The sequence below is a fragment of the Pseudomonas sp. 10-1B genome (genome assembly GCF_000935045.1).
GTDB lineage: Bacteria > Pseudomonadota > Gammaproteobacteria > Pseudomonadales > Pseudomonadaceae > Aquipseudomonas.
Genome location: NZ_JYKS01000001.1, coordinates 136,737 through 150,722, shown reverse-complemented (window position 1 = coordinate 150,722; position 13,986 = coordinate 136,737). Strand labels below are relative to the sequence as shown.

The following is a 13,986-nucleotide window of genomic DNA, read 5'->3' as shown; positions in this document are numbered from 1 at the left end:
TCAGCCGCGCAACTGTTTGAGCTTGCGGTACAACGTCGCCCGGCTGATGCCCAGCGCCTCGGCTGCGGCCGATACGTTGCCCTGATGGCGCGCCAGGGCGCCGCGGATCAGTTCCAGCTCGTTGTCCTTGAGGCTGCCAGAGGGTGTCGTGCCGCTGGCCAGCTCGTCCAGCAGGCAATCGGTGAGGTGGTCGAGGGTCAGCACCTGCTCGCCATCCTCGCGCATGGCCAGCGCCGTGCGCACCACCATCTCCAGCTGGCGGATGTTGCCTGGCCAGTCGAAGCCTTCGAGCAGCGCGGCCAGCGCCGGGTCCAGGGTCACGCCACGGGCCTCGGACTTGTCCAGCAGCCCCTGGATGATCGCGGCCAGGTCGTCACGTTCGCGCAGCGCCGGCAGGCGCAGCGACACACCGTTGACCCGGTAGTACAGGTCTTCGCGAAAGTGTTGCTCCTGGACCAGGCGCTTGAGGTCGCGGTGGGTGGCGCAGATCAGCGCCACGTCGATGTCTTGCTCGTCACCCGCTCCCAGCGGTGCCACCCGCCGCTCCTGCAGCACCCGCAGCAGGCGCGCCTGCAGGGCCAGCGGCATGTCGCCGATCTCGTCGAGGAACAGCGTACCGCCATGGGCCTGCATCAACCGCCCGACCATGCCGCCCCGGCGCGAACCGGTGAACGCACCCTCGCGATAGCCGAACAGTTCGGACTCGATCAAGCCTTCGGGGATGGCCGCGCAGTTGACTGCCACAAAGGGTTTTTCCGCACGCGGGCTGGCCTGGTGCAGGGCCCGGGCGACCACTTCCTTGCCGGTGCCGGTCTCGCCCAAGAGCAGTACTGGAAGGCCATTGCCCAGGCCTTGACGAGCCATGCGCAGGTTGCGCGCCAAGCGCGGGTCGCCACCGGCCAGGGCGTCGAGTGCAAGCGACTGCTTGCCCGGCGCCGGCTTGCTGGCTGGCGTGCTGCCGTTGATCCGGCCATGGCGCGGCAGTTGCAGGGCACGGAAGTAGAACTCGCCCTTGGCCGTCTGCACACTGCTCACCCCGCCCTGCCACAGGCGTGCGATGAAGGCAGGCGAGCGCTCCCCCAGCAGGTCGCTGCTGCGCCGGCCAATCAGCTCATGACGCGGTACCTGCAGCAACTGGCAGGCGCTGTCGTTGGCGGCCAGCACTTCCCCGTCCAGGCTCAGCGCCAGCAGGCCATGCCAGCCACTGTTGAGGTATTGCGGGCGGCTGTGGAAGGCCAGCACCAGTTGCTCCGGATGGCACAGGCCGAACATGCGGCTTTCGATGTTGCCGGCGGCCAGCATCAGCGTCGTCAGGCTGTCCTGCGGCTGCGCCATCACGCCTTCGCGGGTGATGTCGAGCACACCGATCACCTCGCCACGCGGGTCGCGCAGGGGGACGGATGTGCAAGAGAACGGACTGAGTCGGTCGAGGTAGTGTTCGCCGCAGTTGATCAGCGTCGGGCGGCCTTCTACCACGGCGGTGCCGATGGCATTGGTGCCGCGCAGCGACTCGCTCCAGCAACTGCCCGGGTGCAGGTCGCGCAAGCCTTCGCGTTGCAGCACGTGCTTCTGCCCTTCGATGGCCAGCACATTGGCTTGGGCATCGCCGAGGATGACGATACCGGCCTTGCCCTGGCGCGCGACCAGGTAGTCCAGTTCCGGGGTAACGGCGTCGACCAGCAGGCGGTTGCGCTCCAGCAGCATGCGCAGGTCATGGCCCTGCTCCAGGCCCAGGCCGACCTGCTCGCCCTGCAGGCAATCCAGGCCATGGCCAAGGCTGCGCCGCCAGGAAGCGTCGATCTCGTCGCGCAGCATGCCCAGCGGCAGCTCGCCTTCGCTGGCCAGCTTGAGGCGGGCCTGGCGGGATTCGTGCAGCGGGTCGTGGGCGTTTGTTATTAGTTGTCGCGCCATTTTCTACTCCGGCTGTGCCCCGCAAGGTGGCGGGGAACGGGCTTGGGAATTTTCCGCAGTGTGCGGGAGAAATGGCTGGGCGTCATCTAGTAGTGGATGGTTTTGGGGGTGGCCGGGCATGCTCCATGAAGCAAGCGCAATCCCTGTGTGGCTTGCCGGCGATCACCGGCGCAGCCGGCGCCATCCAACGCGTCGCCTGCTTGGCGGGCTTGCCCGCACAGGGGCCGCATCAGGGCTGACAGGTGTTTGCAGCAGTGATCAATATAATGTGCCGCCTGCACCGGCCTCTTCGCGGGTAAACCCGCTCCCACAGGACAGCGTGATCTCACGAAAGACGCCTACCTGTAGCGAGGCCTTCAAGGTCAACTACAACTCCCTACCGGGCGGGCAGCACCTACACTTCCAGGTTATCCAGCACCAGCAGGCTGTCGTCCTCTTCAGTGTCTACAGACACAACCACCACTTCAGGCCCATCAATGATGAATTCCTTCATTCCATAGCGCATGGCACCCGGCCCCTCTTCGGACAGCTCGTCATAATCTCCCGCAATCTCGGTCTGCATCCCGCAGTAGGTGTTACACCCCCAGGAAAACCGCACCAGCCGCCTCCCGGCGCCTTCAAGCACGAACTTGATGGTGGAGTCCACCTCGAGGTGCTTGCCCACGATTCGCCCTTCGCTGGCTTCGTGTGAATTGTCGCTTACCCCACGCTTACTGCGGTCCAACTGAAACACGACACCGTTGGAAATGACCTGCGGGTATTGACCGACCGCAAGCGCCTCAAAATTGACAGAAGGCGTAGGTGTCGGGCGTCCCACTGCCTGGTCTTGTGCATCGTAGGTAAACGTGGCGCTGCCTGCCTTGTTATCGGGGAACGCTACTCGCATCACCGGGATCAGCTGTTGGTGATGCTGCTGGTAACGAATCTGGTCGTACTGCGCCTTGGCCAATGCCTCGCGCTCCCCCTCGACGTAGAAGAACGAATGCACCGGCAGCGTCCCACTCTTGCCCTTTTCCCACACCGGCAGCAACACTTCGTTGTTGATGCTCCACAGATCGTCAGCCAGGCCAGCGCGCGCGGTGATGGCCGTCTGGAAACCTTCAGCGCTGGAGCCTTCAAGCGCACGCATGTCCCATCCGCATACACGGTAATTGCCGGCCTGCGGATAACGCTCCAGCCATTGCTGCGGTGTGGTTATACCGAGCGCTTGGCAGGTGTCGGTCGTTTGCTCATAACCCGTGATCGGCCCGCAGCCTTGCAACGTGGGCCGCTGGTTGGTGTTGGCGTTGATCGGGAAGGTGCACAGCATGTGCAGATTGGCAACTTTGCCTTCAGGTACTGCCTGGGTCGGATACATGATCAAACCGTTCTGATTACCGAATGGCTTGCCGAAGTTGCTGTCTTGGCGTAGCCAGGAAAACGCGACACTGCCCTTGGTGATCTGGCTGTCGCTGGGCTCCCATGGCAAGAAGTCCAGGCTGCTGCCCGTGGTGCGCAGGGCGATGCCGCTGCACAAGTAGCCGGGTTTGTCCGGGCCGCCGCAGTCGTCGGTGATGCTTTGGTACCAGCGCCTAAGTTCGGTGACTGCCTGGCTGCCTCGCTCATCGAGTGAGGCGACACTCGATGTCGTTGAGTGCGGTACAGCGACGCAACCGCTGATGAATAAAGAAAGCAGGCAAGCGATTTTTCGCATGGTAATGGACCTTGGCCTTAATCTTGAATATGGGGTGGCCAAGGCATTTATTCATTGGAAGGGACGAGACGGCTACTGGCAGAAATGACAGGCTGCCGCTGCTGGACCAAGCTGCTTCGGGGTATCAGCAGTGATAAAAATGATGTGGCGCCTACACCGGCCTTCGCGGGCTTGCCCGCTCCCACAAGGTTCGCGCCAAGACTGAAGCCATCGCCGTACCTGTAGGAGCGGGCAAGCTCGGGAAGAGGCCCCTGAGGTCAATCACGGCTCACACTTGAACAGTCACGGCAGATGCCCTTGGCCACCTCCCGCGCCTTGAGATTGGTCGCAAATGCCCCTTGAGCAGCGTGGGCAGGTGCACCAGCGCATCCTCGTGATCCACACCCCTGTGGGAGCGGCTTTAGCCGCGAACACCGGCAGAGCCGGTGCCAACCACCGCGTTGGATTCTTCGCGGGCAAGCCCGCGAAGAGGCCCTCAAACCCAAGCACTGCTGCTGATTCTGGCTCAGGTACTTGTCCACCGTAGTCTCTCCCGAGGGCAACTTAGCCAGCGGCGAGGATCAGCGTTTCAGACCAGGTCATCTGCCAACAATTGATTGTCTCCGAACAAGCTTGCCTTCTACACGCCCCCGAATGACTAATTTATCAAAAGCCACCGGATTGACTTTTAGAGCTATACCATCTGCATAATAATCGAAGTCAACCCCCTTCACCCACTTATTAAAATCTTTTGCATACACCCCAAACACGTGCCCCGGACTTTGATTGCTATGACTTCGCTGCTCAGCAAACCCTGACGCAACGGATTTTCTCTGAGAAAAATAAAAACCACTCCCATATATATCATTCCCACCCGTTTGAGATTTAACTCCCGCCTCCAGCGAAGCTGCATGTTTTTGAACACTGCCATGATAGCCTATTAAATCATATTCAGAGAGACTACCCCGCGGGCTAGCGGGCAGGGACACCGAATCAAAACCTGCCGCATTGATACCGGTAGTTAACTCGGTAGTGTTTGATTGAACCGCGGGCATCTGCGTCCCCTGCGGGGCGGCCTTAGCCTTCGATTTACCAAACAAGACCCTGAAAATTCGCGAAAAAAACTTTCCTAGGGCAAAATGCCCGCTTGGATCTTGCAGGTTTATTGGGTCTCCTTGACAGTAGGCGTATGAATTCAAACCACCCCGCCCAAATGGACTCATATTATCCGGGGAGTTGAAGCGCATCAAAACCGGATTAAAGCCTCGATAGCCATTCCCAAGCAGATAATGCAAAGTGATCGAATCAAGTCGTTCGCCATTGAAGCCAAAGTAACCGGAAGCTGGCGAGTGATGGCCATAAGGCGTATAGGCAAGAGGCGGTTGGGGCTGATATTGGTCAACCCGGCTTAGGATACTTCGTTGTTGATCCACAGCTAGCAACGTAGAACCGCGCGCGCCTGCCTTGCGAAACTGAAGAGCCAGCAGCTGACTACCCTGTTGAGCAACTGTAATATCTGACTCACCCTGCAACTCATTGGAGATACGACCATTGCAATAAAAACGATTGATCCTGAATCCAGCCCTTTGGATGGAAGCATTCGGCACCATTGGAATTCTCCTTGTACTCGCGTTAACCGCGCGTCTAAAAAGGCGTCTCGTTAGATCTTGGAATACCACCTGACCATCCCTGATGTCCTTCACAGCAATCAGATGCGAGGTATACTCCATAGGCCTAGAGAGTTACAAATAACGCCAAAACTCTCCACTGGCAAAAACACTAGTTTTCATGCCAAATCCGTGCTAATCCAGCAGCAATTAAACTGCCTGCGCAAGCCTGAGATGCTTTGGGGTATCGCCTGCGCCGCCGCGCTGGATTCTTCGCGGATGAACCCGCTCTCATAGAACTGCACATAACTTTCTGATTTAGCAGGGACCCTGTGGGAGCGGGTTCACCCGCGAAGAGCCCGCAAAGCCGTACCCCACCTCAGCCTCCAGCAACTTCTTGAACTCGATGAACTTGAACACCCCGGCATTGCGACCGAACCTGATCGAGTTGTTGTAGGCTATGATGCCGCCCTGCAACATAAGGTTGGCGGCCCTGCAGCCCGAGCAGTTCGTCCATTCAGAAAGGGGCTTCGTAAGCTCGTGGGAGCGACACTTTACTTCGTACATCTGCCACTCGGACAACAACCAGATTATAAGCTTCCTTTTGAATTACAATCTCCAGTTGATTACGATTCTGAGGCACCTTACCACGCACACCAAACTTAAAATCCAGCCCCGGCTTGAGCCGGGCTTGATTTTGTGTGTACACACCAAAAATCTGTGGCTCACCGCCACGCCCTATCACACTGTTCCTAGCCATAAACCCTGGAATATCTGGTGTAATCGATGCATAAAACCCTTCGCCCATTGTTAGGCCGTTAGCTCCCATTTTTCGCGGATCAAGCCCGGACATCAGGCTTTTGGCATGCTCGCTTGAGCTCCCATGAAAGCCGATCAAATCCCAGCCATTAACGTCATTCACGGAGGGCGGTCTAACAGGCTGCGATGATAGTGACTTTGACCTCGGTCTTCGATATGAAGACATACCAATAGACAAATCGGTAGTGCTTGATTGAGCCGCCCCCATCTGCGTCCCCTGCGGGACGGTCTTAGGCTTCGATTTACCAGAAAAAGCCCTGAAAATTCGCGAAAAAAACTTTCCTAGGGCAAAATGCCCGCTTGGATCATGCAGGTTTACTGGGTCTCCTTGACAGTAGGCGTATGAATTCAAACCACCCTGCCCAAACGGACTCATGTTATCCGAGGAATTGAAGCGCATCAAAACCGGATTAAAGCCTCGATAGCCATTCCCAAGCAAATAATGCAAAGTGACCGAATCAAGTCGCTCGCCATTGAAGCCAAGGTAACCGGAAACTGGCGAGTGATGGCCATAAGGCGTATAGGCAAGAGGCCGTTTGGGCTGATATTGGTCAACCCGGCTTAGGATACTTCGTTGTTGATCCACAGATAGCAACGTAGAACCGCGCGCGCCTACCTTGCGAAACTGAAGAGCCAGCAGCTGACTACCCTGTTGAGCAACTGTAATATCTGACTCACCCTGCAACTCATTGGAGATACGACCATTGCAATAAAAACGATTGATCCTGAATTCAGCCCTTTGGATGGAAGCATTCGGCACCATTGGAATTCTCCTTGAACTCGCCTTAACTGCGCGCCAAAAAGGGCGTCTCGTTAGATCTTGGAATACCACCTGACCATCCCTAATGTCCCTCACTGCACTCAGTTTTTGCCGCCGCCCTCCATAGGCCTAGAGAGTTACAAACAACTGCAAAACTCTCCACTGGCAAAAACACTAGTTTTCATGTTGCCGAATCCGTGCTAACCCAGCAGCAATTGAACTGTCTACGCAAGCCTGAGATGCTTTGGGTATCGTCTGCGCCGCCGCGCTGGCTTCTTCGCGGGTGAACCCGCTCCCACAGGTACTCTGCAGGTTTCGGGCTCACGCTATGCCTGTGGGGCTTACCCGCGAATCCGCGCCAAATCTCTATCGCCAGGCGCCTCGAAACCCCAACATAGAACCCAAGCCAGCCCTCCCCCATCTACGGTACCTTCCCCCATTTCTCACCGGCTGACGCGGTCAATGGGGGAGCCACTGTCTTGTTTGCCTGGACTGGCCCTATCGCCGGCAAGCCAGCTCCCACAGGGATCGCATCAGGGCTGACAGGTGTTTGCCACACGCGCTGAAGCAGTTGTGGCGAGCACCCAGCAACCCTGATGCCCTTGCCAGAAACCATAGAATGTCCCACAGGATCTACACAAGGCTTGAGCACTGTGCAGTACCTGTGGGAGCGGGTTCACCCGCGAAGAGGCCAGCAAAGCCACTCAAGGCTGCTGATTCTGGCTCAGAAACTTGTCCACCGTAGCCTTGCCATCCCCCACATCCCCCGCCACCTGCCACAGCCGCCGCTCGATCCCCTGCGCCAGCAAATGCCCCACCGCCGCCTCGATCGCCGACAGCACGCACAGCTGCGCCGGTTCATTGGTGGTGTACCCCACCTCCGCCTCCAGCAACTTCTTGAACTCGATGAACTTGAATACCCCGGCACTGCGCCCGACCGAGTAGATGGTCTTGCTGGTCATCACGTTGGCCAGCACCTGCCCAGTACGCACGTCCACGGCGCGAAGGTTCACGGTCACCTGATCCACCCTGTACTCGCGGGAGATGTCTATCCCCAGGTAACGGGCGCCTTCCCCGCCGCTGCGCACGTTGGTGTCGTAGGCGATGATGCCGCCCTCCAGCATCAGGTTGGCAGCCTGCAATGGCGGCAGCTCACCCATGATGTTTTCCGGCACGTCGGGTTTCTTCTGCGAGGCACGGATGATCTTGCGCTCGGTCAGCAGGTTCTGCAGGCCCTCGCGCTCCAGCACCACGAACCAGCCGCTGGCATTCAGGGCGTCCATCAACATGCTTGCCGCCCCCTGGGTGACGCTGGTGGAAAACGAGCTGGCCGGGGTGGGCTTGTACTGCCCGGTCTGGTCGCGGAAACCGTACACCACCGCCATCAGCCGGCCCTTGGGCCGGGGCATGTTGATCAGGTCGTAGTAGGTCGAGGCGCGTGGGGTCAGGGTCGGGGTTTCCGAATCCTGTTCAGCGGGCATCGGTGCGCGCAGGCCACAACCTTGCAGGCCCAGCGCGGTGAGGATCAGCAGTGTGCTCAGCAGACGTTTCATGGTGTTCTCTCCCCAACATAAAAGCCCTTCCCTCTCAGGGGTTCAGGCCGCTGACCTCAATGATCGAAATTTCTCCTGTGGCGCGATCGGTGACCCTGATGCTCAAGGCCCCGGAATCGTCGATGACGTCGATGAGAAACGCACCAGTCGCCATGCTCCCGGTCTGGCCATTGCTGATGTTGTCCAGCAACTGCGACAACATCCGCGACTCCAGCTGGTTGCTGAAGCGCTCCAGGGCCGTGGTACCGGTAAAGGCCGAGTTACGGCTCTTGAGGTCCGGGTCGTCGTAGTCGTTCTGCGCCTGGGCGTTGTTCAACAGCCAGGTGCCGTTCAGCGGGTTGCCGCCAAAGGCCGGGTTGACCGGGGTGTACACCAGCTCCGTGGCCTGGGCAGCACATGCGCTGGCCAGCAGGCAGGCGGCGATGCAACGGCGAATGCGGTGGTTCATAGCTCGTCCCTCTCCAGATCGGTGGTGTCCTGCAGCAGGCGTTGCAGCTTGCGTTGAATGATTTGCTGCTTGACCAGGTCGGCAGCTGCAACCGCCTCGTCTTTGAGTTCGGTGGTGTTCGGTGGCAGGAAGCGGCGGTACAGCACCTCACGCTCGAATTCCACGGTGACCAGGCTGCCCCAGCGGGCATCCGGGCGTTCGCGTACCACCAGGTTGAAGTCCAGGCGGCTGGTGGCACGCAGGCGGTCGGCGAAGTAGTAGTAAAAGTTGTGGCCGATGTGCGAGATGGTGTTGTCGACGATGAAGCCCATCATCTCGTCCTCTTCCCCGGCCTTGGCCGCGGTGGGCAACCCCGCCACCAGCAGCAGGCCCAGGCACAGCGCAGCCAGGCGGGTCATGGCATGTCTCCTGACCCGGCATGGGTCTGCACGCCGCCAGCGCTTTCGCTGAAAGCCTGCTCGGCGACGAATTGCCAATCGCTGTAGTGCTCCAACCCTTCGAAACCGCTCCATTCGGCGCTGAAGCCGCTGCGCTTGAACGGGGTGGCGTCCGAGCGGCTGTACACCCCGGTGATGCGGCCGTCGATCGAACGCAGCAGGCCCCACTCGTCGCTGTTACTGACAGGGTCGGGGTAGAGCCGGCGAATATGCCGCTTGGCCTGCGGGAAGCGGTTGTCCTGCAGCAGGTCGGCCAGGTCCTGCGGGTACTGGGCCAACCCAGGGGATGCGCGGTAGTAGCTGCGCAGCGCCTGGGCGTACTGGCTGCCTACCCACAGCAGCTGGCGCTCGCGGTCACGCTGGGCGGCACTGGCCCAGATCGTTCCGGTGGCGGCCAGGGCCACGCTGCTGACCGCAATCAGCAGCAACACGCCAAGGTAGGTGAAGCCGCCGTTGGCCTTACCATTCAGCGAAGAGACTGCCATCACGCGCCCTCCCTGTGGCACCGCTCTTGATATCAGCCACACCGCCGGCCACGCCTTCAGGCGGCGGCACCAGTTGCCAGGCATCGCTGCGCTCGGTAATCGGGTCGACCGGGGTGTTGCGCAGGTAGCGCTGCTCCACCAGTTGCTCCAGCGAGTCCGGGTAGTGGCCGGTGTCGCCGTAGTAGTGGTCCAGCGCCTCGCGCAGCACCGCCAGGCTTTGGCGCAGGGTGGCTTCGCGGGAGCTTTCCAGGCTGTTGAAGTAGCGCGGCATGGCGATGGTCAGCAGCGTGGCGATGATCGCCATCACCACCAACAATTCGATCAGGGTGAAGCCTTTGCTGCGTTTCATGGCTGTCACCATTGCCCATAAGGGATGTTGTTGAGGCCTTTGCCGCGGGCCTTGGAATACACGTCGAACACGTCTTCGCCTTCGCGCGGGCTGTCGGGGCTGCTGTCGTAGGCGCGCAGGCCCCAGCCACCGGCGTCGTCACCTTTCTGCGCCAGCAGCGGGTCGTGCGGGATGCGCCGCAGGAAGTAGAATTTGGCGCCCTTGACACTGCGCACATCGCGCACGCCGTCGACCAACACTTGCAGGTTCGGCGGGTAGCCACTGGCGTCCACACGCTTCTCGATGTAGCCGGCGTCGAACGCCCGCTTGTAGGCGTCGATGGCATCGCGAATCTGGTACAGCGCCTCGCGCAGCTGCTGCTCCTTGCCGCGGCGCACCACGGTTTCGGTCAGCGGCGCGGCCATGCTGGCGAGCAGCCCGAGCAGTGCCAGGGTCAGCACCACTTCGATCAGGCTGAAGCCCTGCATGCGGCGTGGCCGTTTCATGGCTGTGGGCTCCCTTTGAGCGGGGCGATCGCCATCTGGCTTTCCACTACAGGCGCGTCGGTGGTCGGCGCATTGCCGGGTACATCGAGCGGCGGCAGCGGCGCCATCTGGCGTACCTGCATGGCCGACTCGGTACCGGTGGCGAACTCCATGTCCGACGGGCTCTGGTACGGCAGGTTACGCACGATGCGCGGGGTGATCGCCAGCACCAGCTCCGACTTGCTCATGTCGTTCTTGTTGCTGCCGAACAGCCGGCCCAGGCCAGGGATGTCGCCAAGGCCGGGGATCTTGTTGCCGCTGGCGTTGTGGTCGTTGCGCACCAGCCCGGCCAGCACCTGGGTTTCGCCATCGTGCAGGCGCAGGCTGGTCTGGGCGTTGCGGGTGTCGACCTGGACCGGGATGGTGCCCTGGCGGGTGGCTTCCAGCGGGGTGGCGTTGCTCACTTCCAGGGCCACCTTGATCGCCACTTCGTTGTTCAGGTGCACGGTAGGCTGCACTTCAAGCTTCAGGCCCACGTCCAGGTAGGTGACGCTTTCGGTGATCACCGGGCCTTGGGTGGACGGCACCGAAGTGGCGCTGATGATCGGCACCCGCTGGCCGATGTGGATGCGCGCCTGCTCCCGGTTGCTGACGCGGATCACCGGGCTGGCGAGGGTGTTGATGTCCTTGTCCTGGGCGTTGATCTTCGCCTGCGGTGACGGCGAGATGCTGATGCGGCTGGAGTTGATGCCGCGCAGCTGGTCGAGCACGCTCACCGGCTTGCCATCGGAGGTCAACACGCCAAAGGTATTGGGCCATTGCAGGCCAAGGTCGAGGATGCGCGAGGTGGCCACTTCCATCACCTCCACTTCCAGCACCACTTCCGGGTTGGACTGGTCCTGCGACTGCAACAGTTTCTCGGCCATGCGCACGGCATCGGGGGTGTCGCGCATGGTCAGGGTGTTGAGGCGCTCGTCGACGAACACATCGCGGGTCTTGAGCATGGTCTTGACCATGTTCAGTGCGGTGTTGGCATCGATGCTGGTCAGGTAGAAGGTACGCATGACCAGTTCCTGGTAGTCCTTGGTCTTCTGCGGCGAGTCGGGGTAGACCATCAGGGTGTTGTCGTTGACGATCTTCTGGCGCAGCTGGTTCTGCTCCAGCAACAGCGCCACCGCGTCCTCGATACGCACCTCGCGCACGAAGATGGTGGCCTTCATGTCCGGGCGCATGTCCTTGTCGAAAATGAAGTTGATGCCGGCGACCTGGGACAGCACCTCGAAGATGGTCTTCAGGTTGGCATCGCGGAACTCCAGGGTCACCGGCCGCTCCAGCTTGCTGCGCAACTGCGGGAACGGCTGCGCGGTGCGCGCCTGCACGTTCTCGATATCGCTGCGCAGGGCGATGCCTTTCTGGTTTTGCGGGTCCAGGCGCAGCACTTCGCGCATGTAGCGCTCGGCGCCGAACAAGTCGCCCTGGCGCAACGCTGCCTGGCCCAGGGCCACGCGCTCGTCGAGGGTGCGAATCAGCTCCAGCTGGCGGATGCCTTCCTGGGCGCGGCGGTTGTTCGGCTCCAGGGTCAGCACCCGGCCATAGCCCATGCGGGCGCCGGCGAAATCGTGACGGATGCGGTCGGCATCGGCCTGGGTCAGCAGCGCCTCGACCGCGGCCTGGCGGCTGTGGGCCAGGGCGATGTTCAGCTCGGTGTCGCGTGGCTTGTCACGCAGGGCTTCTTCCAGGCGGGCGATGCCGGCTTCGTACTGGCCTTCTTTCATCAGTTGGTCGCTGTCCTTGCGTACCGCGCTGGAACCGCAGCCGGCAATGGCCACGCACAGCGCCACGAGCAGGAACGGAGCAGGCTTGCACAGCTTCGACGACTTCATGGTGCGCTCCCTACAGTCAAGGTCTGGGACTGATGCAAAGGCAGGTAGACCAGGTTCAGTTCGCTGGCCGATACCCGGTCGAGGCGATAGGTGTCTTCGATCACGTCGCCCTGACGCACGACGTAGAGCTTTTCGCCACTCTGCAGGAACACCTGCAGGTCGTCGCGCTCGCCCATGCGGCCGATGAACTGGAATGGCAGTTCGGGGGCAGTTGGGGCCGGGGCTGCCACCGGGGCGGCGATCACGGGCTGTTCGGTGACAGTGGCCAGGGCTTTGGGTTTGCTCCATTGCTGGGTAGGGAAGAGATTTTTGGAGGCCTGTTCTGCCCGATTCGCGGGCTTGCCCGCTCCCACAGATTTGACGGTGTCCGCTGCACCTGTGGGAGCGGGCAAGCCCGCGAAGGCCGCGACGCCGTCTTCCTGGCCAAACCAATGCCCCGGTGCCCAGGCCAGCGCCGCACTCACGCCCAAAAACCCGACCCAGATCACTGCACGTTGTGTGTTCATCACGACCTCGACAGGTAAAGGGTCATGCGCAGGCGGGCATTGAGCTCGCTGTCGCCGATGCGTTTGCGTTGCAGTTCCAGGTCTTCCAGCACCAGGGTCGGCAGTTGCTTGAGCAGGCCCTTGAGGAAGCCGCGAATCTGCGGATAGCTGCCGCGCACCGGCAGCACGATCTGGTAGCGCGCCAGTTGCGTCTTGGGGTCGATACCCAAGGCGTATTCACCACGGGCCAGGCTGATGCGCTCGGCGCTGGCCAGGCGGTACAGCCGCTCGATCAGCTCGCTGGCCTGGGGCTGCCCCGGCAGTTGCTGGCGCAGGCTGTCGAGGGCCTGCTGCTCGGGCTTGATGGCGATCTTCAGCTCGCCACGCTTGACCCGCTCGAGCTGCACGCTGGCGTCCGCTTCGGCGGCACGCAGTTCGCGCACGCTCTGCCACTGCGGCAGTACCCCGGCGCACACCACGCCAATGGCCAGCAGACCTGCGGCAACCGCAGCCAGGCCAACCGGCCCGACGCGGCGCAGGCGTTCCTGGAGAATCAGGCTATTGAGCGATTCAAGGGCGCGCATGGCCGGTCTCCCAGGTGGCGGTAAGGGTGAAACGCACCGGACGCTCGGGCTGCGCGGCCAACACCTCGTGGTTGAGCAGCGACACATCGCTGAGTTCATCGCTGGCGTCCAGGCGCTGGTGGTACTGCAGCATCGCTTCCAGGTTGCGCGCCTCGGCGGCGATGCGGACCTGGCCTTTGCGCGCGTCCGGGGCCAGGCTGAGCAGCGCCACGTCGTCCTGCGGCTGCGCTTCGAGCATGCTGAACAACTGCTGCCACGGGCGTTGCAATTGCTGCGAAACACTGCGCATCTGCGCCAGGCGCTCGGCCTGCTCGCGGCTGGCGGCACTGTTTTGTGGCGCGGTGGTGGCCGGGCGGCGGCCCAGTTGCAGCTCCAGGTTGTGCACACGGGCCTCGAGGTCGACCTGCTCGGCCTGCAAGCTTTGCTGCAGCAGTACCAGGCCGGCGACTACGGCACCGCCCAGGGCCAGCAGCGACCAGGCCAACGGGCCGCTGCGCCGGGGCTGGAACTCCAGTTCGAGGCGGCGCAT

Annotated in this window: 14 protein-coding genes; all 14 read right to left on the bottom strand. The window is 61.4% G+C overall.

The window, feature by feature from the left end; genetic code table 11:
- Entirely contained in the window at positions 1–1,911 is a 1,911-nt protein-coding gene (locus TZ03_RS00650; RefSeq protein ID WP_051095017.1) for a sigma-54-dependent Fis family transcriptional regulator, read from the bottom strand.
- 394 nt (positions 1,912–2,305) lie between these two features.
- Positions 2,306–3,604 (bottom strand): hypothetical protein, encoded by a 1,299-nt coding sequence (locus TZ03_RS00645; RefSeq protein ID WP_152645339.1) that lies wholly within the window; start codon positions 3,602–3,604, stop codon positions 2,306–2,308.
- Between the two features lie 578 nt (positions 3,605–4,182).
- The gene (locus TZ03_RS28065) at positions 4,183–5,193 is read right to left on the bottom strand and encodes an RHS repeat-associated core domain-containing protein (RefSeq protein ID WP_082056497.1); all 1,011 of its coding nucleotides are present in this window, start codon (positions 5,191–5,193) and stop codon (positions 4,183–4,185) included.
- Positions 5,194–5,707: 514 nt separating this feature from the next.
- Positions 5,708–6,772, bottom strand: coding sequence for an RHS repeat-associated core domain-containing protein (locus tag TZ03_RS28060; RefSeq protein WP_082056496.1), 1,065 nt, complete (start codon positions 6,770–6,772; stop codon positions 5,708–5,710).
- Positions 6,773–7,473: 701 nt separating this feature from the next.
- Positions 7,474–8,322: a CsgG/HfaB family protein gene (locus TZ03_RS00635; RefSeq protein WP_051095012.1), complete on the bottom strand. Its 849-nt coding sequence runs from the start codon at positions 8,320–8,322 to the stop codon at positions 7,474–7,476.
- A gap of 34 nt (positions 8,323–8,356) precedes the next feature.
- Positions 8,357–8,770 carry a curli assembly protein CsgF gene (locus tag TZ03_RS00630; RefSeq protein WP_051095010.1) on the bottom strand — a complete coding sequence of 138 codons (414 nt, stop codon included), beginning with the start codon at positions 8,768–8,770 and terminating at the stop codon, positions 8,357–8,359.
- Positions 8,767–9,168: a curli production assembly/transport protein CsgE gene (gene csgE / locus TZ03_RS00625; RefSeq protein WP_051095007.1), complete on the bottom strand. Its 402-nt coding sequence runs from the start codon at positions 9,166–9,168 to the stop codon at positions 8,767–8,769. Before csgE ends, TZ03_RS00630 begins: the two co-directional genes overlap by 4 nt.
- Positions 9,165–9,692: a type II secretion system protein gene (locus TZ03_RS00620; protein WP_051095005.1), complete on the bottom strand. Its 528-nt coding sequence runs from the start codon at positions 9,690–9,692 to the stop codon at positions 9,165–9,167. Before TZ03_RS00620 ends, csgE begins: the two co-directional genes overlap by 4 nt.
- Positions 9,667–10,041 (bottom strand): type II secretion system protein, encoded by a 375-nt coding sequence (locus TZ03_RS00615; RefSeq protein WP_016713967.1) that lies wholly within the window; start codon positions 10,039–10,041, stop codon positions 9,667–9,669. The genes TZ03_RS00620 and TZ03_RS00615 overlap by 26 nt, the downstream gene beginning before the upstream one ends.
- Before the next feature lie 5 nt (positions 10,042–10,046).
- Positions 10,047–10,526: a type II secretion system protein gene (locus TZ03_RS00610; protein ID WP_051095003.1), complete on the bottom strand. Its 480-nt coding sequence runs from the start codon at positions 10,524–10,526 to the stop codon at positions 10,047–10,049.
- Positions 10,523–12,388: a secretin N-terminal domain-containing protein gene (locus TZ03_RS00605; RefSeq protein ID WP_051095000.1), complete on the bottom strand. Its 1,866-nt coding sequence runs from the start codon at positions 12,386–12,388 to the stop codon at positions 10,523–10,525. The genes TZ03_RS00610 and TZ03_RS00605 overlap by 4 nt, the downstream gene beginning before the upstream one ends.
- Positions 12,385–12,894 (bottom strand): hypothetical protein, encoded by a 510-nt coding sequence (locus TZ03_RS00600; RefSeq protein ID WP_051094998.1) that lies wholly within the window; start codon positions 12,892–12,894, stop codon positions 12,385–12,387. The genes TZ03_RS00605 and TZ03_RS00600 overlap by 4 nt, the downstream gene beginning before the upstream one ends.
- Positions 12,894–13,457, bottom strand: a complete 564-nt coding sequence (gene pilO / locus TZ03_RS00595) for a type 4a pilus biogenesis protein PilO (protein WP_051094996.1) — start codon at positions 13,455–13,457, stop codon at positions 12,894–12,896. Before pilO ends, TZ03_RS00600 begins: the two co-directional genes overlap by 1 nt.
- On the bottom strand, positions 13,444–13,986 hold the full coding sequence (locus TZ03_RS00590; RefSeq protein WP_051094993.1) for a PilN domain-containing protein: 543 nt from the start codon (positions 13,984–13,986) through the stop codon (positions 13,444–13,446). The genes pilO and TZ03_RS00590 overlap by 14 nt, the downstream gene beginning before the upstream one ends.

What these genes read in the sequence shown, in the direction of transcription:
- TZ03_RS00650 (WP_051095017.1), bottom strand. Translation starts at nt 1,911, where the DNA reads ATGGCGCGACAACTAATAACAAACGCCCACGACCCGCTGCACGAATCC.
- TZ03_RS00645 (WP_152645339.1), bottom strand. Translation starts at nt 3,604, where the DNA reads ATGCGAAAAATCGCTTGCCTGCTTTCTTTATTCATCAGCGGTTGCGTC.
- TZ03_RS28065 (WP_082056497.1), bottom strand. Translation starts at nt 5,193, where the DNA reads ATGGTGCCGAATGCTTCCATCCAAAGGGCTGGATTCAGGATCAATCGT.
- TZ03_RS28060 (WP_082056496.1), bottom strand. Translation starts at nt 6,772, where the DNA reads ATGGTGCCGAATGCTTCCATCCAAAGGGCTGAATTCAGGATCAATCGT.
- TZ03_RS00635 (WP_051095012.1), bottom strand. Translation starts at nt 8,322, where the DNA reads ATGAAACGTCTGCTGAGCACACTGCTGATCCTCACCGCGCTGGGCCTG.
- TZ03_RS00630 (WP_051095010.1), bottom strand. Translation starts at nt 8,770, where the DNA reads ATGAACCACCGCATTCGCCGTTGCATCGCCGCCTGCCTGCTGGCCAGC.
- csgE (WP_051095007.1), bottom strand. Translation starts at nt 9,168, where the DNA reads ATGACCCGCCTGGCTGCGCTGTGCCTGGGCCTGCTGCTGGTGGCGGGG.
- TZ03_RS00620 (WP_051095005.1), bottom strand. Translation starts at nt 9,692, where the DNA reads ATGGCAGTCTCTTCGCTGAATGGTAAGGCCAACGGCGGCTTCACCTAC.
- TZ03_RS00615 (WP_016713967.1), bottom strand. Translation starts at nt 10,041, where the DNA reads ATGAAACGCAGCAAAGGCTTCACCCTGATCGAATTGTTGGTGGTGATG.
- TZ03_RS00610 (WP_051095003.1), bottom strand. Translation starts at nt 10,526, where the DNA reads ATGAAACGGCCACGCCGCATGCAGGGCTTCAGCCTGATCGAAGTGGTG.
- TZ03_RS00605 (WP_051095000.1), bottom strand. Translation starts at nt 12,388, where the DNA reads ATGAAGTCGTCGAAGCTGTGCAAGCCTGCTCCGTTCCTGCTCGTGGCG.
- TZ03_RS00600 (WP_051094998.1), bottom strand. Translation starts at nt 12,894, where the DNA reads ATGAACACACAACGTGCAGTGATCTGGGTCGGGTTTTTGGGCGTGAGT.
- pilO (WP_051094996.1), bottom strand. Translation starts at nt 13,457, where the DNA reads ATGCGCGCCCTTGAATCGCTCAATAGCCTGATTCTCCAGGAACGCCTG.
- TZ03_RS00590 (WP_051094993.1), bottom strand. Translation starts at nt 13,986, where the DNA reads ATGCGCCGCCTCGAACTGGAGTTCCAGCCCCGGCGCAGCGGCCCGTTG.